Genomic DNA, 16145 nt, shown 5'->3' with positions numbered 1-16145 from the left:
GGTTCACGACGTGGACTGCCGTAGCACGTAGCCGACGCCGCGGACGGTGTGGATCAGCCGCGGCTCCACGTCGTCGACCTTGCGGCGCAGGTAGGAGATGTACGACTCGACCACGCCGGCCTCGCCGTTGAAGTCGTAGTGCCAAACCTGGTCCAGGATCTGCGCCTTGGACAGCACCCGGCCGGCGTTGCGCAGCAGGTAGTGCAGCAGCTTGAACTCGGTCGGCGACAGCTGCACCAGGCGGCCGGCGCGGCGCACCTCGTGGCTGTCCACCTCCAGCTCCAGGTCGGCGTAGCGCAGCCGGTTGTCCGGCGGCTCGGGCTGGGCCTTGGTGCGCCGCAGCACGGCGTTCACCCGGGCGATGACCTCCTCCAGGCTGAACGGCTTGGTGACGTAGTCGTCGCCGCCGATGGTCAGCCCGGTGATCTTGTCCTCGGCCCCGTCCCGCGCGGTCAGGAACAGCACCGGCACGCCCAGCCCGCCCGAGCGCAGCCGCCGCACCACCTCGAAGCCGTCACGGTCGGGCAGCATCACGTCGAGCAGGATCAGGTCCGGCCGCTCCCGCTCGACGCTGCGCAGCGCGTCCGTGCCGGTCGACGCCGTGTCCACGTCGAAACCGGCGAACCGGAGGCTGGCGGCCAGCAACTCCCGGATGCTGGGCTCGTCCTCGACGACGAGCAGCCTGCTGCGCTTGCTTGGCTCGGGCATGGACACATAGTGCTCCACACCCGAGCCGTACGTGTCAGCCGTCACCCGCCGGCCCGGCCGCCGCCACCGGCGGCGCCCCCACCGCCCCCGGCCCCACCTTGGCGGAAGCCGCCTCCGCCGCCTGTCAAGCCGCGTGCGCCGGCGCCGGTCGTCGCGGTCGGCAGGGCCTGGCTCAGGTCGGCCAGGACCACCTCGTCGCCGGCGTTGAGGCCCTCGGTGATCTGGGTGACGGTCGCGCCGATGACGCCGACGGTGACCCGCTTGAGCGTGGACTGGCCGTCGACCAGCGTCGCCACGAAGCTGTTCGCGCCGACGGTGTGCACCGCCGAGGTCGGCACGGTGACGGCCGCCTTGGCGCTGCCCAGCGTGATCGCCACGGCCGCGGTGGACCCGGCGAACAGGGCCTTGCCGTTGCCGTCCAGCGAGATCGTCACGGGGAAGCTGGCCGAGCCGCCGGAGGTCGTGCTGGCCAGCGCGCCGATGGAGACGACCTTGCCGGCCAGCGGCTTGCCCGCGCCGTCCGGGGTGATCGCCGCCGCCTGCCCGGGCTTGACCTGCCCGACCTGGTTGTCGTTGACGGCGGTGGTGACCTGGTTGCCGCCCGCGCCGACGATCACGATCTTGGCGGTGGACGAGTTGGCCGAGGCGTTCTGGCCGGCGGCGATGTCCACCTGCGCGACGGTGCCGTCGATCGGGCTGACCAGGCTCGCGGCGGCCATGTTCTGCTGGTTGGCGGCCAACTGCGCGTTGGCGGCGTCCACGGAGGCCTGGTCGGCGGCGATCTGGTCGGCCGACGGTGGCGTCGAGGAGCCACCACCGCCGCGCCCGCCACCGCCGGTGGACGGTGTGGAGGACGTCTTCGGCGTGGCCGAGCCGGTGGTGATGCTGGTGCCGCTCGTCGACGCCTGCTGAACGGCGGTGGCCGCCTGCCCCAGCGCGGTCGACAGCGACGCCTCGGCCTGGCTCAGCGCCGTCTCGTCGGCGGCGGTCTTGGCCTGCGCGTCCTGGACCTGCTGGAGCAGATCCGTGCAGTCGCTGACGTTGACCGGCGGGGCGGTCGGCGGCGGCGTGGGCGTGGTCGACGTCGGATCCGAGCCGTCGGACGGCGGCGTGGCGCCGCCCTTGCCCTTGGCCGCCGGGGTCGAGGTCGGGTCCGTCGCGGGCGGGGTGGCCCCGAGCTGCTGGATGACGTTCGGGCAGGTGGCCTGCGCCTTCTTCAGCGCCGCCCCGGCGAACTGCACGTCGGCGTCCACCTTCTGCTGCGCGCCGCGCACCGCGTTCTGACCGTCCGAAATGGACCGCAGCAGCCCGGTCAGCTTGGCCGAGGAACCGCCGCTTGAGGAGGACTTCGAGGTGGACGGCGTCGACGACTGGGTCGACGGCGTGGCCGCCGAGGTCTGGCTGTTCTGGTCGGACGCCAGCTTCGCCTGCGCGGTGGCCAAAGTGGACTGCGCGGTGCTGACCTGGCCGGCCAGCGTCGTCGTGTTCAGCGACGCCAGCACCTGGCCGGACGTCACCTGGTCGCCCTGCTTCACCGCCACCGACGCGACCTGCCCGGACACCGGGAAGCTGACCGTCGCCTCGGACACCGGCTGCACGGTGCCGATGCCGTTGAGCATCGACGTCACCGAGGCCGGGCCGGCGATCGCCGTCCGGTACGAGGGACCGCTGCTCCGGGTGGCGGCGAAGGCCGCGGCCCCGCCGCCGAGCAGGACCAGCACCACGATGCCGATCACCACCCTGGAGCGGCGGAAACCCCTTCTGCGGGCGTCCTTCTTGCGGTCAGCCATTGCCGCCGCCGTTCCCGCCGCCCTGGCCGCCGCCGCTGCCGCCACGACCGCCGCGCCCGCCGCCGAAGCCACCCCGGAAGCCGCCGGTGCAGCCGTTGGGGCCGGCCTTGCTCACGGCGATCGAGGTCGCCGCCACCGCGCCGGTGTCGTCGGCCTTGCCTTGCGCCGCAACGCACGCGCCCACGACCAACACGCTGGGGTCGGCCGTCACGGTCTTGGTGTACGTCGTCGCCGACGTGACGTTGACGGAGGTGTCGGTGGTGTTCGTGCCGAAGGTGGAGTGCACGGTGAAGCCGGTGGCGGACACGGCCGTCACGGCGCCGAAGGCGCGCGGGCCGCCGGCCGGGTTGTTGCCGGTGCTGGGCCGGGGACCGTTGCTGCCGCTGGGCCGCGGCGCGCGAGACCCGGAGGGACGCGGCGTGTTCGAGCCGGACGGCCGCTGGCCGCCGTTGCCGAACGTGCAGCCGTTGGCGCCGGCCGGAGTGATCGTCACGGCGGTGGCGCTGACCGGCTGGCCCTGCCCGGTGGACGTGCCGACCACCGACACGCACACGCCGGAGGTCACGTCGCTCAGCGCGCCGGCCACCGAGTTGGTGATCTTGGTCGAGCCGTCGTAGCTGACCGCGACCTGACCGCTCTGCGGGTTCTGCACCTGGAGCGTCTGGCCGGACACCGCGGCGATGCTGCCGAACACCCCGGGCGGCGCGCCGCCGCCGCGGCCCTGCTGGCTGTTGCCGCCCTGGTTGGCGGCCGGCGCGGGGGCCGACCCGCCACACGCGGCGAGCGTGAACGCCAGCGCGCCGGCGACCAGTCCGAGGACCGGGGCGGACTTGCGGATCTGCACGGACATCGTTGGGCTCCAGCTCATTCGCTTCGGAGAGCGTCGATCGGGGCCAGGCGGGCGGCCCGGCTGGCCGGGTACACGCCGAAGGCCATGCCGATGGCGATCGAGGTCAGGATGGCCAGCACGGTGGCCGTCGGGGACACGGTGATGGTCGAGGAGATCAGGCCCGGCAGCACCAGCGCGCCCACGATCCCCAGCAGCGCGCCGAGTATCCCGCCGGACAGCCCGAGCACCGAGGCCTCCACCAGGAACTGCCGCCGGATCACCGTGGGGCTCGCGCCCAGCGCCTTGCGCAGGCCGATCTCGCGGATCCGCTCGGTCACCGACACCAGCATGATGTTCATGACGCCGATGCCGCCGACCAGCAGCGACAGCGCTGCCACGCCGCCGAGCAGGATGGTCAGCGTCTTGCTCACCGACGTCGCCGTCGTCAGCAGCGACTCCTGGCTGGCGATGGTGAAATCGGCCGCGGTCGGGTCGGTGATGTGGTGCAGCGTCAGGAGTTCCTGGTTGGCTTCCTGGTAGGCGGCGGACAGCGTGTCCGCCGTGGTGGCCTCCACGTAGATCGACTGCACCGACGTGCGGGTGGCGCCGCCGAAGATCCGGTCGGACGCGGTGCTGATCGGCACCACCGCCTGGTCGTCCTGGTTCTGCGCGGACGACGTGCCCTCGCTGGCCAGCACGCCGACCACCGTGAACGGCACGTTGCCGATGGTCACCGTGCGGCCGACCGGGTCGGCGAAGCCGAACAGCTGCTGCGCGGTGGTGGTGCCCAGCACCACGTTCGCCGCCTCGCCGCTGACGTCCTGATTGGACAGGAACCGGCCCTCGGACAGGGTGCGGGCGCGCACGCCCAGCCAGTCCGGGGTGGTGCCGACCACCGACGTCGTCCAGTTGGTGGAGCCGGCGGTCAGCGACTCGGAGCGGCTGTTGCTCGGGGCCACGGCCTGGATGTCCGGCGCGACCGACTTGTCGCCCAACGCCGTGGCGTCGCTGGCCGTCAGCGACACCGAGGTGCCGGAGCCGCCGCGCACGCCGCCGGTGGTGCTGCTGCCGGGCGAGACGACGAGCAGGTTCGTGCCCAGCGCGTTGATGGCACTGCTGACCTGCTGCTGCGCGCCCTCGCCGAGGCCGACGGTGAGGATGACGGCCGCGATGCCGATGAGGATGCCGAGCATGGTCAGCCCGGACCGCAGGCGGTGCGAGCGGATCGCGTCCCAGCTGGTGCGCAGCGTTTCGAGCCACCCCATTACGCCGCACCTCCCACGTTCATCGTGTCGGACTCGATGAGCCCGTCCCGCAGCCGCACCACCCGCTGCGCGCACGCCGCCACATCCTCCTCGTGCGTGATGAGCACGATGGTGTGGCCGGCGCGGTGCAGGTCGGAGAAGACGCTCAGCACGTCCGCGGTGGCCTTGGAGTCCAGCGCGCCGGTCGGCTCGTCGGCCAGGATCAGCGCCGGCACGTTGACCAGCGCCCGGGCCAGCGCCACGCGGGACTGCTGGCCGCCGGACAGCTCGGTCGGCTTGTGCTCCACGCGGTCGCCGAGGCCGACCCGCTCCAGCTGCTCCACGGCCCGGCGCTTGCGCTCCGACTTCGGCACGCCGGCGTAGCTCAGCGGCAGTTCCACGTTGCGCCACGCGGTGAGCGAGGTGAGCAGGTTGAACTGCTGGAAGACGAAGCCGATCCGCTTGTTGCGGATCACCGCCAGCTCGTTCTCCGTCAGGTCGCTGACGTCCTCGCCGGCCAGGAAGTAGCTGCCCGAGGTGGCGACGTCCAGGCAGCCGATGATGTGCATCAGCGTGGACTTGCCGGAGCCGGACGGCCCCATGATCGCCACGTACTCGCCCTCGTCGATGCGCAGCGACACGCCGCCGAGCGCGGCCACCTCGACCGAGCCGGTCTTGTAGATCTTGGTGACGTCCTGGATGCCGATGACCGTCTTCGGGCCGCCGATCACCGGGGGGATCGGGGTCGTCATGTCGAGGCTCATGGCTCAGCCGCCGTTCGCCTGGCCGCCGCCACCGCCGGCGCCGCGGCCACCACCACCGCCGCCACCACCGAATCCACCGCCGCCGAACCCGCCCCCGCCAAGACCGCCGCCACCGAATCCGCCGCCACCGGTGCCGCGGCCGTTCGTGCCGGTGGTGCCGCCGGTGCCGGTTCGCGTGCCGCCGTTGGTGCTGGTGTTGCGCGTCGGCACGACCACCTGGTCACCGTCGGACAGTCCGTTGGTGATCTGGGTCTGGCCGCCGGAGGTCATGCCGGTGGTGACCTGCTTGGACACCTGCTTGCCGCCGGACATCTGGTAGACGACCGCGTTGCCGTTCTCGTAGTGGATCGCGGCGGTCGGCACGACCACGGCGTCGGTGACCTGCTTGACCGTTATCGCCACGGTCGCGCTGGCCCCCGGGTACAGGCCGGTCGGCGTGCCGGTGACGCCGATGGTCACCGGATAGCTCGGCACCGTCGAGGAGGAGCTGGCCAGCATCGCCACCGAGGTGACAGTGCCGTACACCGGCTGGGTGCTGCCGTTGGCGGTGATGGTCGCCTGCTCGCCGTTCTTGATCTGACCGACCTCGGTGTCGTCCACGCTGGCGTTGACGATGTACGAGCCGGTGGAGATCACCACAACCTGGGCGGAACTGGCGGAGCTGGACGAACTCGACGAGCCGGTCGAGGCGCCGCCCCCACCGCCACCGCCGCCGGCGCCGCCACCACCGCCGGACCCACCGGATCCGCTGCCGCCGCTGCTGGTGGACGTGCTGCCGCCCGACACCTGCTGCCCGACGGTCAGGTTCACCGCCGCGACCGTGCCGGCGATCGGCGACGTGAGAGTCGCCTCGCTGAGCGCGTTCTGGGCGTTGCTCAGGGAGTTCTGGGCCGCGGTGACCGCGGCCTGGTCGGCGGTGACCTGCGCGCTGGACGCGCCGGCAGTCTGGTCGCTGGTCAGCCGGGCCTGGTCGGTGGAGACGGTGGCCTGCGCCTCGGCGACGTTGGCCGCCAGCGCGGCCGAGTTCACGGTGGCCAGGGCCTGCCCCGCCGTCACCTGCTGGCCGACCGTCGCGGTGACGCCGGTGACCTGACCGGACACCGCGAAGTTCAGGTTCTCCTGCTGCGCCGGCTCGATGGTGCCGGACGAGGAGACGGTCTGCTTGAGCGTGGCGGTCGTCGCCGTGGCGAACGACGTGGTCGACGCGTCCGCGGTCGGACGGGTGGCGGCCCATGCGATGCCGCCGCCCGTCGCCACCACGACCGCGGCCACGATGATGATCACCGACCGTCTGGTCAAGCGCAGTCGAATTCTCGACAACACGAGGTCCTCACTCTGCTCGCATCCCTGGCCTGGGGGGAGCGCGGCAGCAACTTCAAGGCCCCAGGGCGGTTGTCAACACCCTGATCCTCTGTGTTCAGCCTGTCGTCAGACTGGATGCTGCCTGTGAGTTAGCTGAAGGTGCTCAGTCGGCCCTTCCCCACGCGGCCCGATATGCGCTTCGGAAGTCGATTGTCGGTTTGTACGCGTTGTTCGACGGCGGGTTCACCTCGTCGTCGATGAGCTGCCAGCCGAGTCCGGAATCGGCCGGTTGCTGCCCGATGAACAGGCTGTTCACCGTGTCCACGGCCGCCCAGCCGTACCAGTCGGAGGGGATGACGGTGACCGCGGACAGTCCTTCGTGCTTGCGGATCAGGTCGAGTTCCGGCTCGAATCCCTCGCCGCCCATGACATACAGCGAGGCGGCACGCCCGGACTTCATCACCGCCGGGCTCACCGCGGCCAGCGTCGCGGCGGTATACGGACTCTTCACGGCGTTCGCGTCAGGATGGTCGTGCAGGACCTTCAGCACGCTCGCAGCGGCAGCCGGCGTGGTGAGGTCGGCGGCCTTGATGTCCACCTCGGCCACGATGGAACAGGTGGTGCACTTGGTGATGGTGTCCCGGAAGCCCTGGATGGTGTGTCGGATCGAGGTGAACTCGTTGTCCGTCACCAGGACCACCTTGGCCTTGCCGTCGGTCTGCGCGATGACCGTGTTGGCCTGGTCGGCGCCGTAGAGCTGGGAGAAGTCCGCGATGTTCCGGTTCACCGGCGGCCCGAAGTCCACGTAGGAGCTGAACAGTGACGGCGCTGTCCCGCCGAAGAGCACGTCGTTGCAGTCGAACGCGAAGATGCCGACGATCTTGATGCCCTTGGCCTTGGCCTCGGCCAGCGGCTGGGCCACGGCCGGGCAGTCCACCGCCACCAGCACGATGCCCTGAGCGCCGTTGGCCACCGCCTGGCTGACTAGTCCCGGCCAGGACTTCGGGTCCAGCTTGCCGTCGTACAGCTTGGCGTCCCAGCCGATGGTGGCCGCCGCCTCCATCACGGCGCTGGCCGGCACCAGCGAGCTGATGGCGTTCTGGCCGGACGAGATCACCGCCAGCTTCTTGTTGCGCGCCGCCGGCCGGGGCTGGGAGGACGGCTCGTGATAGGTGCCGCTGATGGCGGCCTGGGTGGCCTGCAGCGCCTGGGCGCTGTAGTCGACCGGTGACTTGGTGGGTGTCGGCGCTGCCGACATTCCCGAGCAGGCGGTCAGGGCGAGGGCGAGCGCCGTGGTCAGGACGGCGAGCCGGGAGGAGGACACCGCGGGCCTTTCACGTTCGGGCGGTAAATGACCGTTCATATACCCCGGAAGGTCCTACCGTCGTCGGCGGCCGAGGTCAAGTGGGCGAGGATTGACCGATGACGAGTGTGGAGACCCGATCGCGGGACCGGCTGCTGGCCGCGGCCACCACGCTGTTCTACGAGCGGGGGTTCCTCGCCACCTCGGTGAAGGAGATAACCCAGGCCTGCGGTTTCACCCAGGGCGCGCTGTACAACCACTTCTCGTCCAAGGACGAGCTGCTGTACGAGCTGGTCCTGGACATCCACGCCGAGCTGGAACGGCACACGATCCGGGAGCGCGCCAACGCCGGCGACGACCCGGTGGACCAGTTCGCGGCCCTGGTCGCCGTGCACGTCACGGCCCACTGCCAGTTCCGTGAGCGCTCGCGCGTCGGCAACCACGAGTACCGGTACCTGACCAGCTCACGGCTCGTCGGCGTCCTCGACATCCGCCGCCGGCTGCGCGACCAGCTCGCCGAGGTGCTGGCGGCCGGGGCGGCCGCCGGGGCGTTCCACCTCGTCAGCGGCTCCGCCACCGGCACCGCGCGGGCGGTGCTGGACATGTGCGGGCTGATCAGCGAGTGGTTCCGGGACGACGGCGAGCTGACGCCGCTGGCGATGCACCGCCGCTACGTCGAACTGGCGCTGCGCATGGCCGGCGGCCCGCCGGAGCCACCGCACTGGCCCGTGCTGCCGGAGCCGCCGCAGTTCCCGGGGGTCGACGACGCCTAGGCCGACGGGGCCTCGGCCGTCTGGATCGGCGGCAGCGGGTTGCTGTCCCGGGTGCGGACGGCCAGCAGCAGCTGCCGGCCCGCGCCCACCAGCAGCAGCGCCGCCACCGTGCCCAGGCCGATCGCGGCGGCCATCCAGCTGCCGATGAAGCGGGTGGACGCCAGCTCGGGCGTGCCGTCGCCGGCCGGGACGTCGTACCGGATGATGCCGTGCTGCCACGACCAGATGGCGGCGAGCACCGCGAGCACGGCGACGACCACCAGGCCGCCCGCCACCGCGGCGCGCCACGGCTGGTTCAACCGGGGGCTGCTCATGCCCATCAGGTTCTCACGCCCGCCGTGGTGCCCGTGTAGCGCAGCGCCGTCACGCCTCGAGCAGGCTCGACAGCGCCGCGCGCAGGTCGTCCGGCCGCCGGGCCCACGCCAGCACCACACCGCCGTCGCGCAGGCGGAGCGGCACCGCGCCGGTGCCCTTGGGTGTCGTCCAGCCGCCGCCCAGCACCTTGGCCGCCTCCGGTTCGTCCTCCTCGACGGCGGCGATGCTCGTGACCGGCAGCTCCTCCTCGCCGAGGCGGAGCGTGTCGTCGGTCAGGCACACGGACCGCAGCCGACGCCGTGCCGCCACCCACAGCGCCCAGACGCCGGCGAGCACCAGTGCCGCCAGCGTCCAGCCCAGCCAGTGCACCGAGCCGCTCAGCGCCTCCACGCCCGCGCCCAGCAGCGCGAAGCCAGGGGCCCACAGCACCGGCCAGAACGACGAGCCCGGCTCGGCGTAGCGCACCGTCACGCGGTTCGCTTGAGCCCGGCGAAGTACGCGTTGGAGGACGGCAGGAACAGGAACGCGAGACCGACCAGCCCGAGCAGGGTGCCGGCGGCCACCGGCACGATGCCGATGCCGAACGCCAGCTGGCAGGCCAGCTGGACGAACGCCATCACCACCAGCGCGATCCGCGACCAGCGGTTGCCCTTCATCAGCAGGTAGACGAGCAGCACGGTGAGGATGCCGACGCCGAGTGCGGTGAACTCCTCGAACGTCAGCTGCCCGTTGATCTGGTCCCGCGTGATGTTCTTCGGCGCGGTCTTGACCAGCGAGTCGACGATGGCGCCGTGGCTGCTCATCACCAGCGTGGCCCCGGCGAGGTAGGCGAGCCCGTCCAGCGCCCACAACACGATCGCGGTGGTGACGAGCTTCGGCCGGACGACGACGTCCTGCTCGCCCGATTCGTCAATGGTCACGGGCGGCACGGTACACGTCCACTCAGCGCATGAACTGGTTCGGCGGCGGTGGCATGACGCGTTGCGCCGAGATCGTGCGGAAGTAGGCACTGGACGGCGGCAGCCACATCGCGACCAGCGCGGCGACGTCCACCGCGACCCCGATCACCGACAGCACCACCTCGGTGGGATCCACGCTGACGCCGACGGCCGCGGCCAGGCCGCCGGCGATGCCGATCAGGCCCAGCGCGCCGGACACCGCGAACACCGCGCCGAAGAACGTGAGCAGCACTCGGGCCCACGACCGGCCGGCGAGCATCTTGTTGGCCACCAACACGTACAGCGCGACGACCACCGTGCAGAACAGCACGCCGAGGACGATCTCGCCGTTCACGGCGGCCTCGACCTGCTGCATGGTCAGCGTCGAGTCGGCCTGCCGGACCTGGTCGCGCAGGCCCTGCCGGTCGGCCAGCGCGACGTAGGTGCGCACGGCGAACAGCAGCCCGGCGGCCACCCACAGCCACCGGGCCACGTCGACCGCACGCGGCGGTGTCACGCCGTCAGCCAGCGGGAGACCTCGGCGGCCCAGTACGTGAGGATCATGTCGGCGCCGGCCCGGCGGAGCGAGGTCAGCGACTCCATGATGGACCGCTGCCGGTCCAGCCAGCCGTTGGCCGCCGCCGCCTCCACCATCGCGTACTCGCCGGACACCTGGTAGACCGCGACCGGCACCTCCGAGTTGTCCGCGACGACGCGCAGGATGTCCAGGTACGGCAGCCCCGGCTTGACCATCACCACGTCCGCGCCCTCGGCCAGGTCCAGCGACAGCTCGCGCAGCGCCTCCCGCGCGTTGCCCGGATCCTGTTGGTACGTCTTGCGATCGCCCTTGAGCTGGGACCCGACGGCCTCGCGGAACGGGCCGTAGTAGGCCGACGCGTACTTGACGGCGTAGGCCAGGATCGCGGTGTCCAGGTAGCCGGCCTCGTCCAGCGCCTCGCGGACCACGCCGACCTGGCCGTCCATCATGCCGCTGGTGCCGACCATGTGCGCGCCGCACCGGGCCTGCTCGATGGCCATGTCGGCGTAGATGCGCAGGGTGGCGTCGTTGTCCACGGCGCCGTCGGAGTCCAGCACGCCGCAGTGGCCGTGGTCGGTGAACTCGTCGAGGCACAGGTCGGACATCAGCACGGTGTCGTCGCCGAGCTCGCTGCGCAGGTCGCGCAGGGCCACGTTGAGAATGCCGTTGGGATCGGTCGCGCCGGAGCCGACGGCGTCGTGGGTCTGCGGCACGCCGTACACCATCAGGCCGCCGACGCCGGCCTGCACGGCCTCCACGGCCGCCTTGCGCAGGGTGTCACGGGTGTGCTGGACGACGCCCGGCATGGAGGCGATCGGGATCGGCTCGGTCGCCCCCTCTTTGACGAACATCGGCAGGATCAGGTGGCGCGGCTCGATGCTGGTCTCGCTGACCAGGCGGCGCATCGCCGGGGTCTGGCGCAGCCGGCGGGGACGATGTGTGGGGAACACGACGAGTACTCCCTTTTAAGTGAGGAAAGGACCATTCCTAACGTTCAGTGTTAGGAATGGTCCTTTCACAGCATTTCAGGCACTAGGACCGGCGCAGGCGCTTGGTCTTGCGCGGCGGCGGCAGCGCGCCCTCGGCGCGCAGCCGGGCGGCGTGCTGGGCCAGCGCGTCCACCAGGGCGGGCACGGTGGCGAACTCGGGCTGCACGTCCACGCGCAGGCCGAACTCGCGGGCGGTCTCGGCGGTCTGCGGGCCGATGCACGCGACCAGGGTCCGGGTGTGCGGCTTGCCGGCGATGCCGACCAGGTTGCGCACGGTGGACGAGGACGTGAAGCAGACCGCGTCGAAGCCACCGGACTTGATCATCTCGCGGGTGTCGGCGGGCGGCGGCGCGGCCCGCACGGTGCGGTACGCCGTCACGTCGTCGATCTCCCAGCCGCGCTCGCGCAACCCGGCCGCCAGCGTCTCGGTGGCGATGTCGGCCCGCGGCAGCAGCACCCGGTCCACCGGGTCGAGGATGTCGTCGTAGGGCGGGAAGTCCGCGAGCAGGCCCTCGCTGGACTGCTCGCCGGACGGGATCAGCTCGGGGATGATGCCGAACGACCGGACCTTGGCCGCGGTGCTCTCGCCGACGCAGGCGATCTTCACGCCGGAGAACGCGCGGGCGTCCAGGCCGAACTCGCGGAACTTCTCCCACACCGCGCGCACCGCGTTGGTGGAGGTGAAGATGACCCACTGGTACCGGCCGTCGACCAGGCCCTTGACCGAGCGCTCCATCTGCGCCGGGCTGCGCGGCGGCTCGACGGAGATCGTCGGCACCTCGACCGGGATCGCCCCGTGCTCGCGCAGCCGCTCGCTCATCGCGCCGGCCTGCTCCTTGGTCCGCGGCACCAGCACCCGCCAGCCGTACAGCGCCCGCGACTCCCACCAGGACAGCTTGGACCGGCCGGCGACGGTGCTGCCGACGGTGACCACCAACTGCCCGGACAGGTCGCCCGCGTCGGCGGCCAGCGAGGCCAGCGAGGTGTCCACGGTCTTCTGCCCGAAGGCGGTGCCGCCCGCGGTCACCGCGACCGGGGTCTGCGGGGCCAAACCGTTCTCCACCAACGAGGACGCGGCCTCGGCGAGGTGGGAACCGGTGGCGTGCAACACGAGCGTGCCCGGCGCGGAGGCCAGCCCGGCCCAGTCCACAGTGGACCGGACGTCGGCCTCGGTGTGCACGGCGCCGAGCGCGACGCCGGCGTAGGCGGGAACCGCGGTGCCGCCGGGAACTCCGGGCACCACGTCGAAGTCCACAGTGGACCGCGCCACCGACTGGGCCTCGGTCACGACCGAGTCCAGCGTCAGCGGGTCGCCGGCGACCAGCCGGACCACGCAGCGGCCGTTGCGCGCCTCGTTGACCAGGTCCTTGGCCACGTCCGCCGGCTCGCCGACCGCGGGGCGCACCTCGGCGCCGTCCGCGAGGGCGATCACCTCGGACGGCACGTCCGGGTCGGTCACCACCAGCTCTGCCCTGGCTAGCAACTCGGTGGCCCGGACCGTCAGCAGCCCGGCGTCGCCGGGGCCGGAACCCACGAACGCGACGCGTCCGGGGGTCTTACGTGCGCGGGTCGTCATCAGGGCACTCCCCATCACTTGCTCCCCGGGCCACTGAGCACGGTGGCGCCGAGATCAAGCAGTTCGGCCGCGAGCGCCCGGCCCAACTGCTCTGCTGTGGTCAAGTCACCGGTGGCCGACGCGCGCAGCAGCTCGTTCTGCGGCGTAGCGGCGACCCCGCGCAACGACAGGCGGAGTACCGTCCGGCCGTCGTCGTCGAGGTCTTCCACCACATCGGCCAGTGCGCCGACGGGCGCGCTGCACCCGGCCTCCAGCGCGGCAAGCATCGCGCGCTCGGCGGTGACAGCGGCCCTACTGGCCTGATCATCGAGGCTAGAGCGAAGCAGGTGTTCGGTGTCCACGTCGTCGACCCGGCACTCCAGCGCCAGCGCCCCCTGCGCGGGGGCGGGCAGCATCTGGATCGGGTCGAGGAACTCGGTCACCATGTCGAGCCGGCCGAGCCGGGACAGGCCCGCGGCGGCCACCACGACGGCGTCGAGCTCGCCGTCGAGCACCTTGCGGACACGGCTGTCCACGTTGCCACGGATCGGCACCATCTCCAGCCCGAGGCCCAGGGCCTCCAGCTGGGTGACCCGGCGGGCCGCGCCGGTGCCGACCCGGGAGCCGGCGGGCAGCTCACCGAGCACCATGCCGTCCCGCGCGACCAGGGCGTCCCTGGGGTCCTCGCGGGTGGGCACGGCGGCCAGCACGAGCCGCGGGTCCGGCGCCGTGGGCAGGTCCTTGTACGAGTGGACCGCGATGTCCACCTCGTCGTTCGCCAGCGCGTCGCGCAGCGCCGAGGTGAACACCCCGACGCCGATCTCCGCGATCGGCGCGTGCGACCGGTCGCCCGGGGTGCTCACGGTGACGATCTCCACCGTGGCGCCCGCGCGCTCCAGCCGCTCGGCCATCAGGCCGGTCTGCGCCAGTGCGAGGGCACTGCCTCGTGTGCCGATCCTCAACGTCCGGTTCACCGGTTTCCACCGCCGTGCTCGGTCTCTACAGTGCGTGGCGAGCTGACCACCGCCGCCGCCTGCGGGTCGAGCTCGAAGAGCTCCCGCAGCGCGTCCGCGTAGCCGGCCCCGCCGGGTGACGAAGCCAGTTCCTTGACGCGGACGGTCGGGGTGTGCAGCAGCTTGTCCACCACCCTGCGGACCGTCCGGGCCAGCTCCGCACGGATGGAATCATCCAGGTCCGGGAGCCGTGAGTCCAATCGCAACAGTTCGGCGTCCACGACCTCGGCGGCGCGGCGGCGCAGCGCGGTCACGGTCGGGGTGACCGCGGCGGAGCGCTGTCCGGCCAGGTAGTCGCGCACGCCCTCGGCGACGATGGCCCGCGCGCGCTCGGTGTCCAGCGCCGACGGCGCCGAGGACAGCCGGTGCTGCAGCGTCTCCAGGTCCACCAGGGTCACGCCGGCGATCGCGCCGACCTCGGGGTCCACGTCGCGGGGCAGGCCCAGGTCGCAGACCACCAGCGGGCCGCTGCGGGCGCCCGGGTGGAACCGGTCGACGCCCACCACCACGTCCATCGCGCCGGTGCAGGCGAGCAGCACGTCCGTGGCGGAGATCTCATCGTCGAGGCGGTCCAGGCCGACCGCGCGGGCCGGCACCCCCTCCTCGATCAGGGCGGCGGCCAGCCGGTCGCCGTTGGCCGGAGTGCGGTTGGCGATCACGATCTCGCCGATGCCGGCGCGGCGCAGGTGCGCGGCGGCCAGGCCGCCCATCGAGCCGGCTCCGACCAGCAGCGCCCGGCGGCCGGCCAGGCCGCCCAGCACGCGCTCGGCGTCGGCCAGCGCCTCGGACACCACCGACGCGCCGGCGTGGTCGATGCCGGTCTCGCTGTGCACCCGCTTGCCCACCCGCAGCGCCTGCTGGGCGAGCTCGTGCAGGGTCTTCCCGACGGTGCCGGCCTCGTCCGCGTCGGCGTAGGCGCCGCGCAGCTGGCCGAGGATCTGGGCCTCGCCGACGACCATCGAGTCCAGCCCGGCGGCCACCGAGAACAGGTGCTCCACCGCGGCCGCGGCGTAGTGCACGTAGAAGTGCTCGCACAGCTCGTTGACCTCGATGCCGGAGTGCCGCGAGAGCACGGAGGTGACGTCGGCCAGCCCGCCGTGGAAGGCGTCGACGACCGCGTACACCTCGATCCGGTTGCACGTCGACAGCAGCACGGCCTCGGAGACGTTCTCCTGGCCGAGCAGCTCGTCGAGCAGCTTGGCCATGCCGTCCGAGGACACCGCCAGCCGCTCCAGCGTCCGCACCTCGGCCGTCCGGTGGGACACACCGACCGCGAGCAGGCTCATTCCGACCACCCCCAGGCTAGAACGGTCGAGCCGGCCTTCGAGTTCACCCGGGCACCACCATTCCGCTCTCGTCCGCGTTCGCCGCCTCGTCCGCGCGGCGCGCCACGTGGAACGACAGGATCTGCATCTCCACCGCCAAGTCGACCTTGCGCACCTCGACGTGGTCGGGGACCTGGAGCACGACGGGTGCGAAGTTCAGGATGCATTGCACGCCCGCGGATACCAAACGGTCGCAGACCCCCTGCGCGGCGGGTGGCGGCGTGGCGATCACCCCTATCGACACCTCCCGTTCGGCGCACACCCGCGGGATGTCGTCGACGTGGCTGACCAGGATCCCGCCGACCGGCACGCCGATCAGATCGTCGTCCACGTCGAACAGCGCCGAGACCGGGAAACCCCGCCCCGGGAAGCCCGCGTAGTTGGCCAGTGCGTGACCAAGGTTACCGATCCCGACCACGCAGACGGAGTGTTTTCGGGTCAGTCCGAGAATTCGCTCGATCTGGTCGACGAGGACTTCCACCTCGTACCCGACACCCCGGGTGCCGTACGAGCCGATGTAGGACAGGTCCTTGCGCAGCTTCGCGGAGTTGACCCCGGCGGCGGCCGACAGCTCCTCGCTGGAGATGGTCGTCACGTCCTGCTCGGCCAGGCCCGACAGCACCCGCAGATAGACCGCGAGGCGGGCGACGGCGGCCTCGGGAATGGCCCGGGCGCGCTCGCGCACGGCCGGCTCGTCGTTGCCGGGAAGCCGGCCGGGGGCGGTCACGACCTCGACGTCCTCACCCCGCCGTGCACCCA

General features: G+C 72.0%; 17 protein-coding genes. 1 reads left to right on the top strand and 16 read right to left on the bottom strand.

The window, feature by feature from the left end:
- Positions 1 to 3 precede the first annotated feature (3 nt).
- The 7 genes from BCF44_RS01875 to BCF44_RS01845 form a co-directional block, all read right to left on the bottom strand.
- The gene (locus BCF44_RS01875; RefSeq protein ID WP_116172832.1) at positions 4 to 708 is read right to left on the bottom strand and encodes a response regulator transcription factor; all 705 of its coding nucleotides are present in this window, start codon (positions 706 to 708) and stop codon (positions 4 to 6) included.
- 41 nt (positions 709 to 749) lie between these two features.
- A complete protein-coding gene (locus BCF44_RS01870) occupies positions 750 to 2498 on the bottom strand; it encodes an efflux RND transporter periplasmic adaptor subunit (RefSeq protein ID WP_116172296.1) in 1749 nt (582 codons plus the stop codon).
- Complete coding sequence (locus BCF44_RS54655) at positions 2491 to 3348, bottom strand: DUF5666 domain-containing protein (protein WP_147328368.1); 858 nt, start codon at positions 3346 to 3348, stop codon at positions 2491 to 2493. The genes BCF44_RS01870 and BCF44_RS54655 overlap by 8 nt, the downstream gene beginning before the upstream one ends.
- A gap of 14 nt (positions 3349 to 3362) precedes the next feature.
- A complete protein-coding gene (locus BCF44_RS01860) occupies positions 3363 to 4592 on the bottom strand; it encodes an ABC transporter permease (RefSeq protein ID WP_116172294.1) in 1230 nt (409 codons plus the stop codon).
- Entirely contained in the window at positions 4592 to 5323 is a 732-nt protein-coding gene (locus tag BCF44_RS01855; RefSeq protein ID WP_116172831.1) for an ABC transporter ATP-binding protein, read from the bottom strand. Before BCF44_RS01855 ends, BCF44_RS01860 begins: the two co-directional genes overlap by 1 nt.
- Positions 5324 to 5338: 15 nt before the next feature.
- Positions 5339 to 6634 carry an efflux RND transporter periplasmic adaptor subunit gene (locus BCF44_RS01850; protein ID WP_211352850.1) on the bottom strand — a complete coding sequence of 432 codons (1296 nt, stop codon included), beginning with the start codon at positions 6632 to 6634 and terminating at the stop codon, positions 5339 to 5341.
- A gap of 166 nt (positions 6635 to 6800) precedes the next feature.
- Complete coding sequence (locus BCF44_RS01845) at positions 6801 to 7961, bottom strand: substrate-binding domain-containing protein (RefSeq protein WP_170217298.1); 1161 nt, start codon at positions 7959 to 7961, stop codon at positions 6801 to 6803.
- 98 nt (positions 7962 to 8059) lie between these two features.
- On the opposite strand from BCF44_RS01845, the gene BCF44_RS01840 reads away from it, so the two are divergent.
- Positions 8060 to 8713, top strand: coding sequence for a TetR/AcrR family transcriptional regulator (locus tag BCF44_RS01840; protein ID WP_116172291.1), 654 nt, complete (start codon positions 8060 to 8062; stop codon positions 8711 to 8713).
- On the opposite strand, the gene BCF44_RS01835 is transcribed toward BCF44_RS01840, so the two are convergent.
- The 9 genes from BCF44_RS01835 to BCF44_RS01795 all read right to left on the bottom strand — a co-directional run bounded on the left by BCF44_RS01835 (position 8710) and on the right by BCF44_RS01795 (position 16113).
- Complete coding sequence (locus tag BCF44_RS01835) at positions 8710 to 9027, bottom strand: hypothetical protein (RefSeq protein ID WP_147328367.1); 318 nt, start codon at positions 9025 to 9027, stop codon at positions 8710 to 8712. The genes BCF44_RS01840 and BCF44_RS01835 overlap by 4 nt on opposite strands.
- A gap of 49 nt (positions 9028 to 9076) precedes the next feature.
- Positions 9077 to 9499: a DUF3093 family protein gene (locus BCF44_RS01830; RefSeq protein WP_116172289.1), complete on the bottom strand. Its 423-nt coding sequence runs from the start codon at positions 9497 to 9499 to the stop codon at positions 9077 to 9079.
- A complete protein-coding gene (locus BCF44_RS01825; protein ID WP_116172288.1) occupies positions 9496 to 9948 on the bottom strand; it encodes a hypothetical protein in 453 nt (150 codons plus the stop codon). The genes BCF44_RS01830 and BCF44_RS01825 overlap by 4 nt, the downstream gene beginning before the upstream one ends.
- Before the next feature lie 22 nt (positions 9949 to 9970).
- Positions 9971 to 10483 (bottom strand): hypothetical protein, encoded by a 513-nt coding sequence (locus BCF44_RS01820; RefSeq protein ID WP_116172287.1) that lies wholly within the window; start codon positions 10481 to 10483, stop codon positions 9971 to 9973.
- Positions 10480 to 11454 carry a porphobilinogen synthase gene (gene hemB / locus BCF44_RS01815; protein ID WP_116172286.1) on the bottom strand — a complete coding sequence of 325 codons (975 nt, stop codon included), beginning with the start codon at positions 11452 to 11454 and terminating at the stop codon, positions 10480 to 10482. Before hemB ends, BCF44_RS01820 begins: the two co-directional genes overlap by 4 nt.
- Before the next feature lie 82 nt (positions 11455 to 11536).
- Positions 11537 to 13069 carry a bifunctional uroporphyrinogen-III C-methyltransferase/uroporphyrinogen-III synthase gene (locus BCF44_RS01810; protein ID WP_116172285.1) on the bottom strand — a complete coding sequence of 511 codons (1533 nt, stop codon included), beginning with the start codon at positions 13067 to 13069 and terminating at the stop codon, positions 11537 to 11539.
- A gap of 14 nt (positions 13070 to 13083) precedes the next feature.
- Positions 13084 to 14022 carry a hydroxymethylbilane synthase gene (hemC, locus tag BCF44_RS01805; protein ID WP_116172284.1) on the bottom strand — a complete coding sequence of 313 codons (939 nt, stop codon included), beginning with the start codon at positions 14020 to 14022 and terminating at the stop codon, positions 13084 to 13086.
- Positions 14019 to 15347: a glutamyl-tRNA reductase gene (locus tag BCF44_RS01800; RefSeq protein WP_116172283.1), complete on the bottom strand. Its 1329-nt coding sequence runs from the start codon at positions 15345 to 15347 to the stop codon at positions 14019 to 14021. Before BCF44_RS01800 ends, hemC begins: the two co-directional genes overlap by 4 nt.
- 43 nt (positions 15348 to 15390) lie before the next feature.
- Positions 15391 to 16113 carry a redox-sensing transcriptional repressor Rex gene (locus BCF44_RS01795; RefSeq protein ID WP_211352881.1) on the bottom strand — a complete coding sequence of 241 codons (723 nt, stop codon included), beginning with the start codon at positions 16111 to 16113 and terminating at the stop codon, positions 15391 to 15393.
- Positions 16114 to 16145: the final 32 nt, after the last annotated feature.

The organism is Kutzneria buriramensis (assembly GCF_003387475.1).
Classification (GTDB): Bacteria; Actinomycetota; Actinomycetes; order Mycobacteriales; family Pseudonocardiaceae; genus Kutzneria; species Kutzneria buriramensis.
Note: the sequence above shows the minus strand (reverse complement) of the source record. Positions and strands in the feature narration are given on the sequence as shown.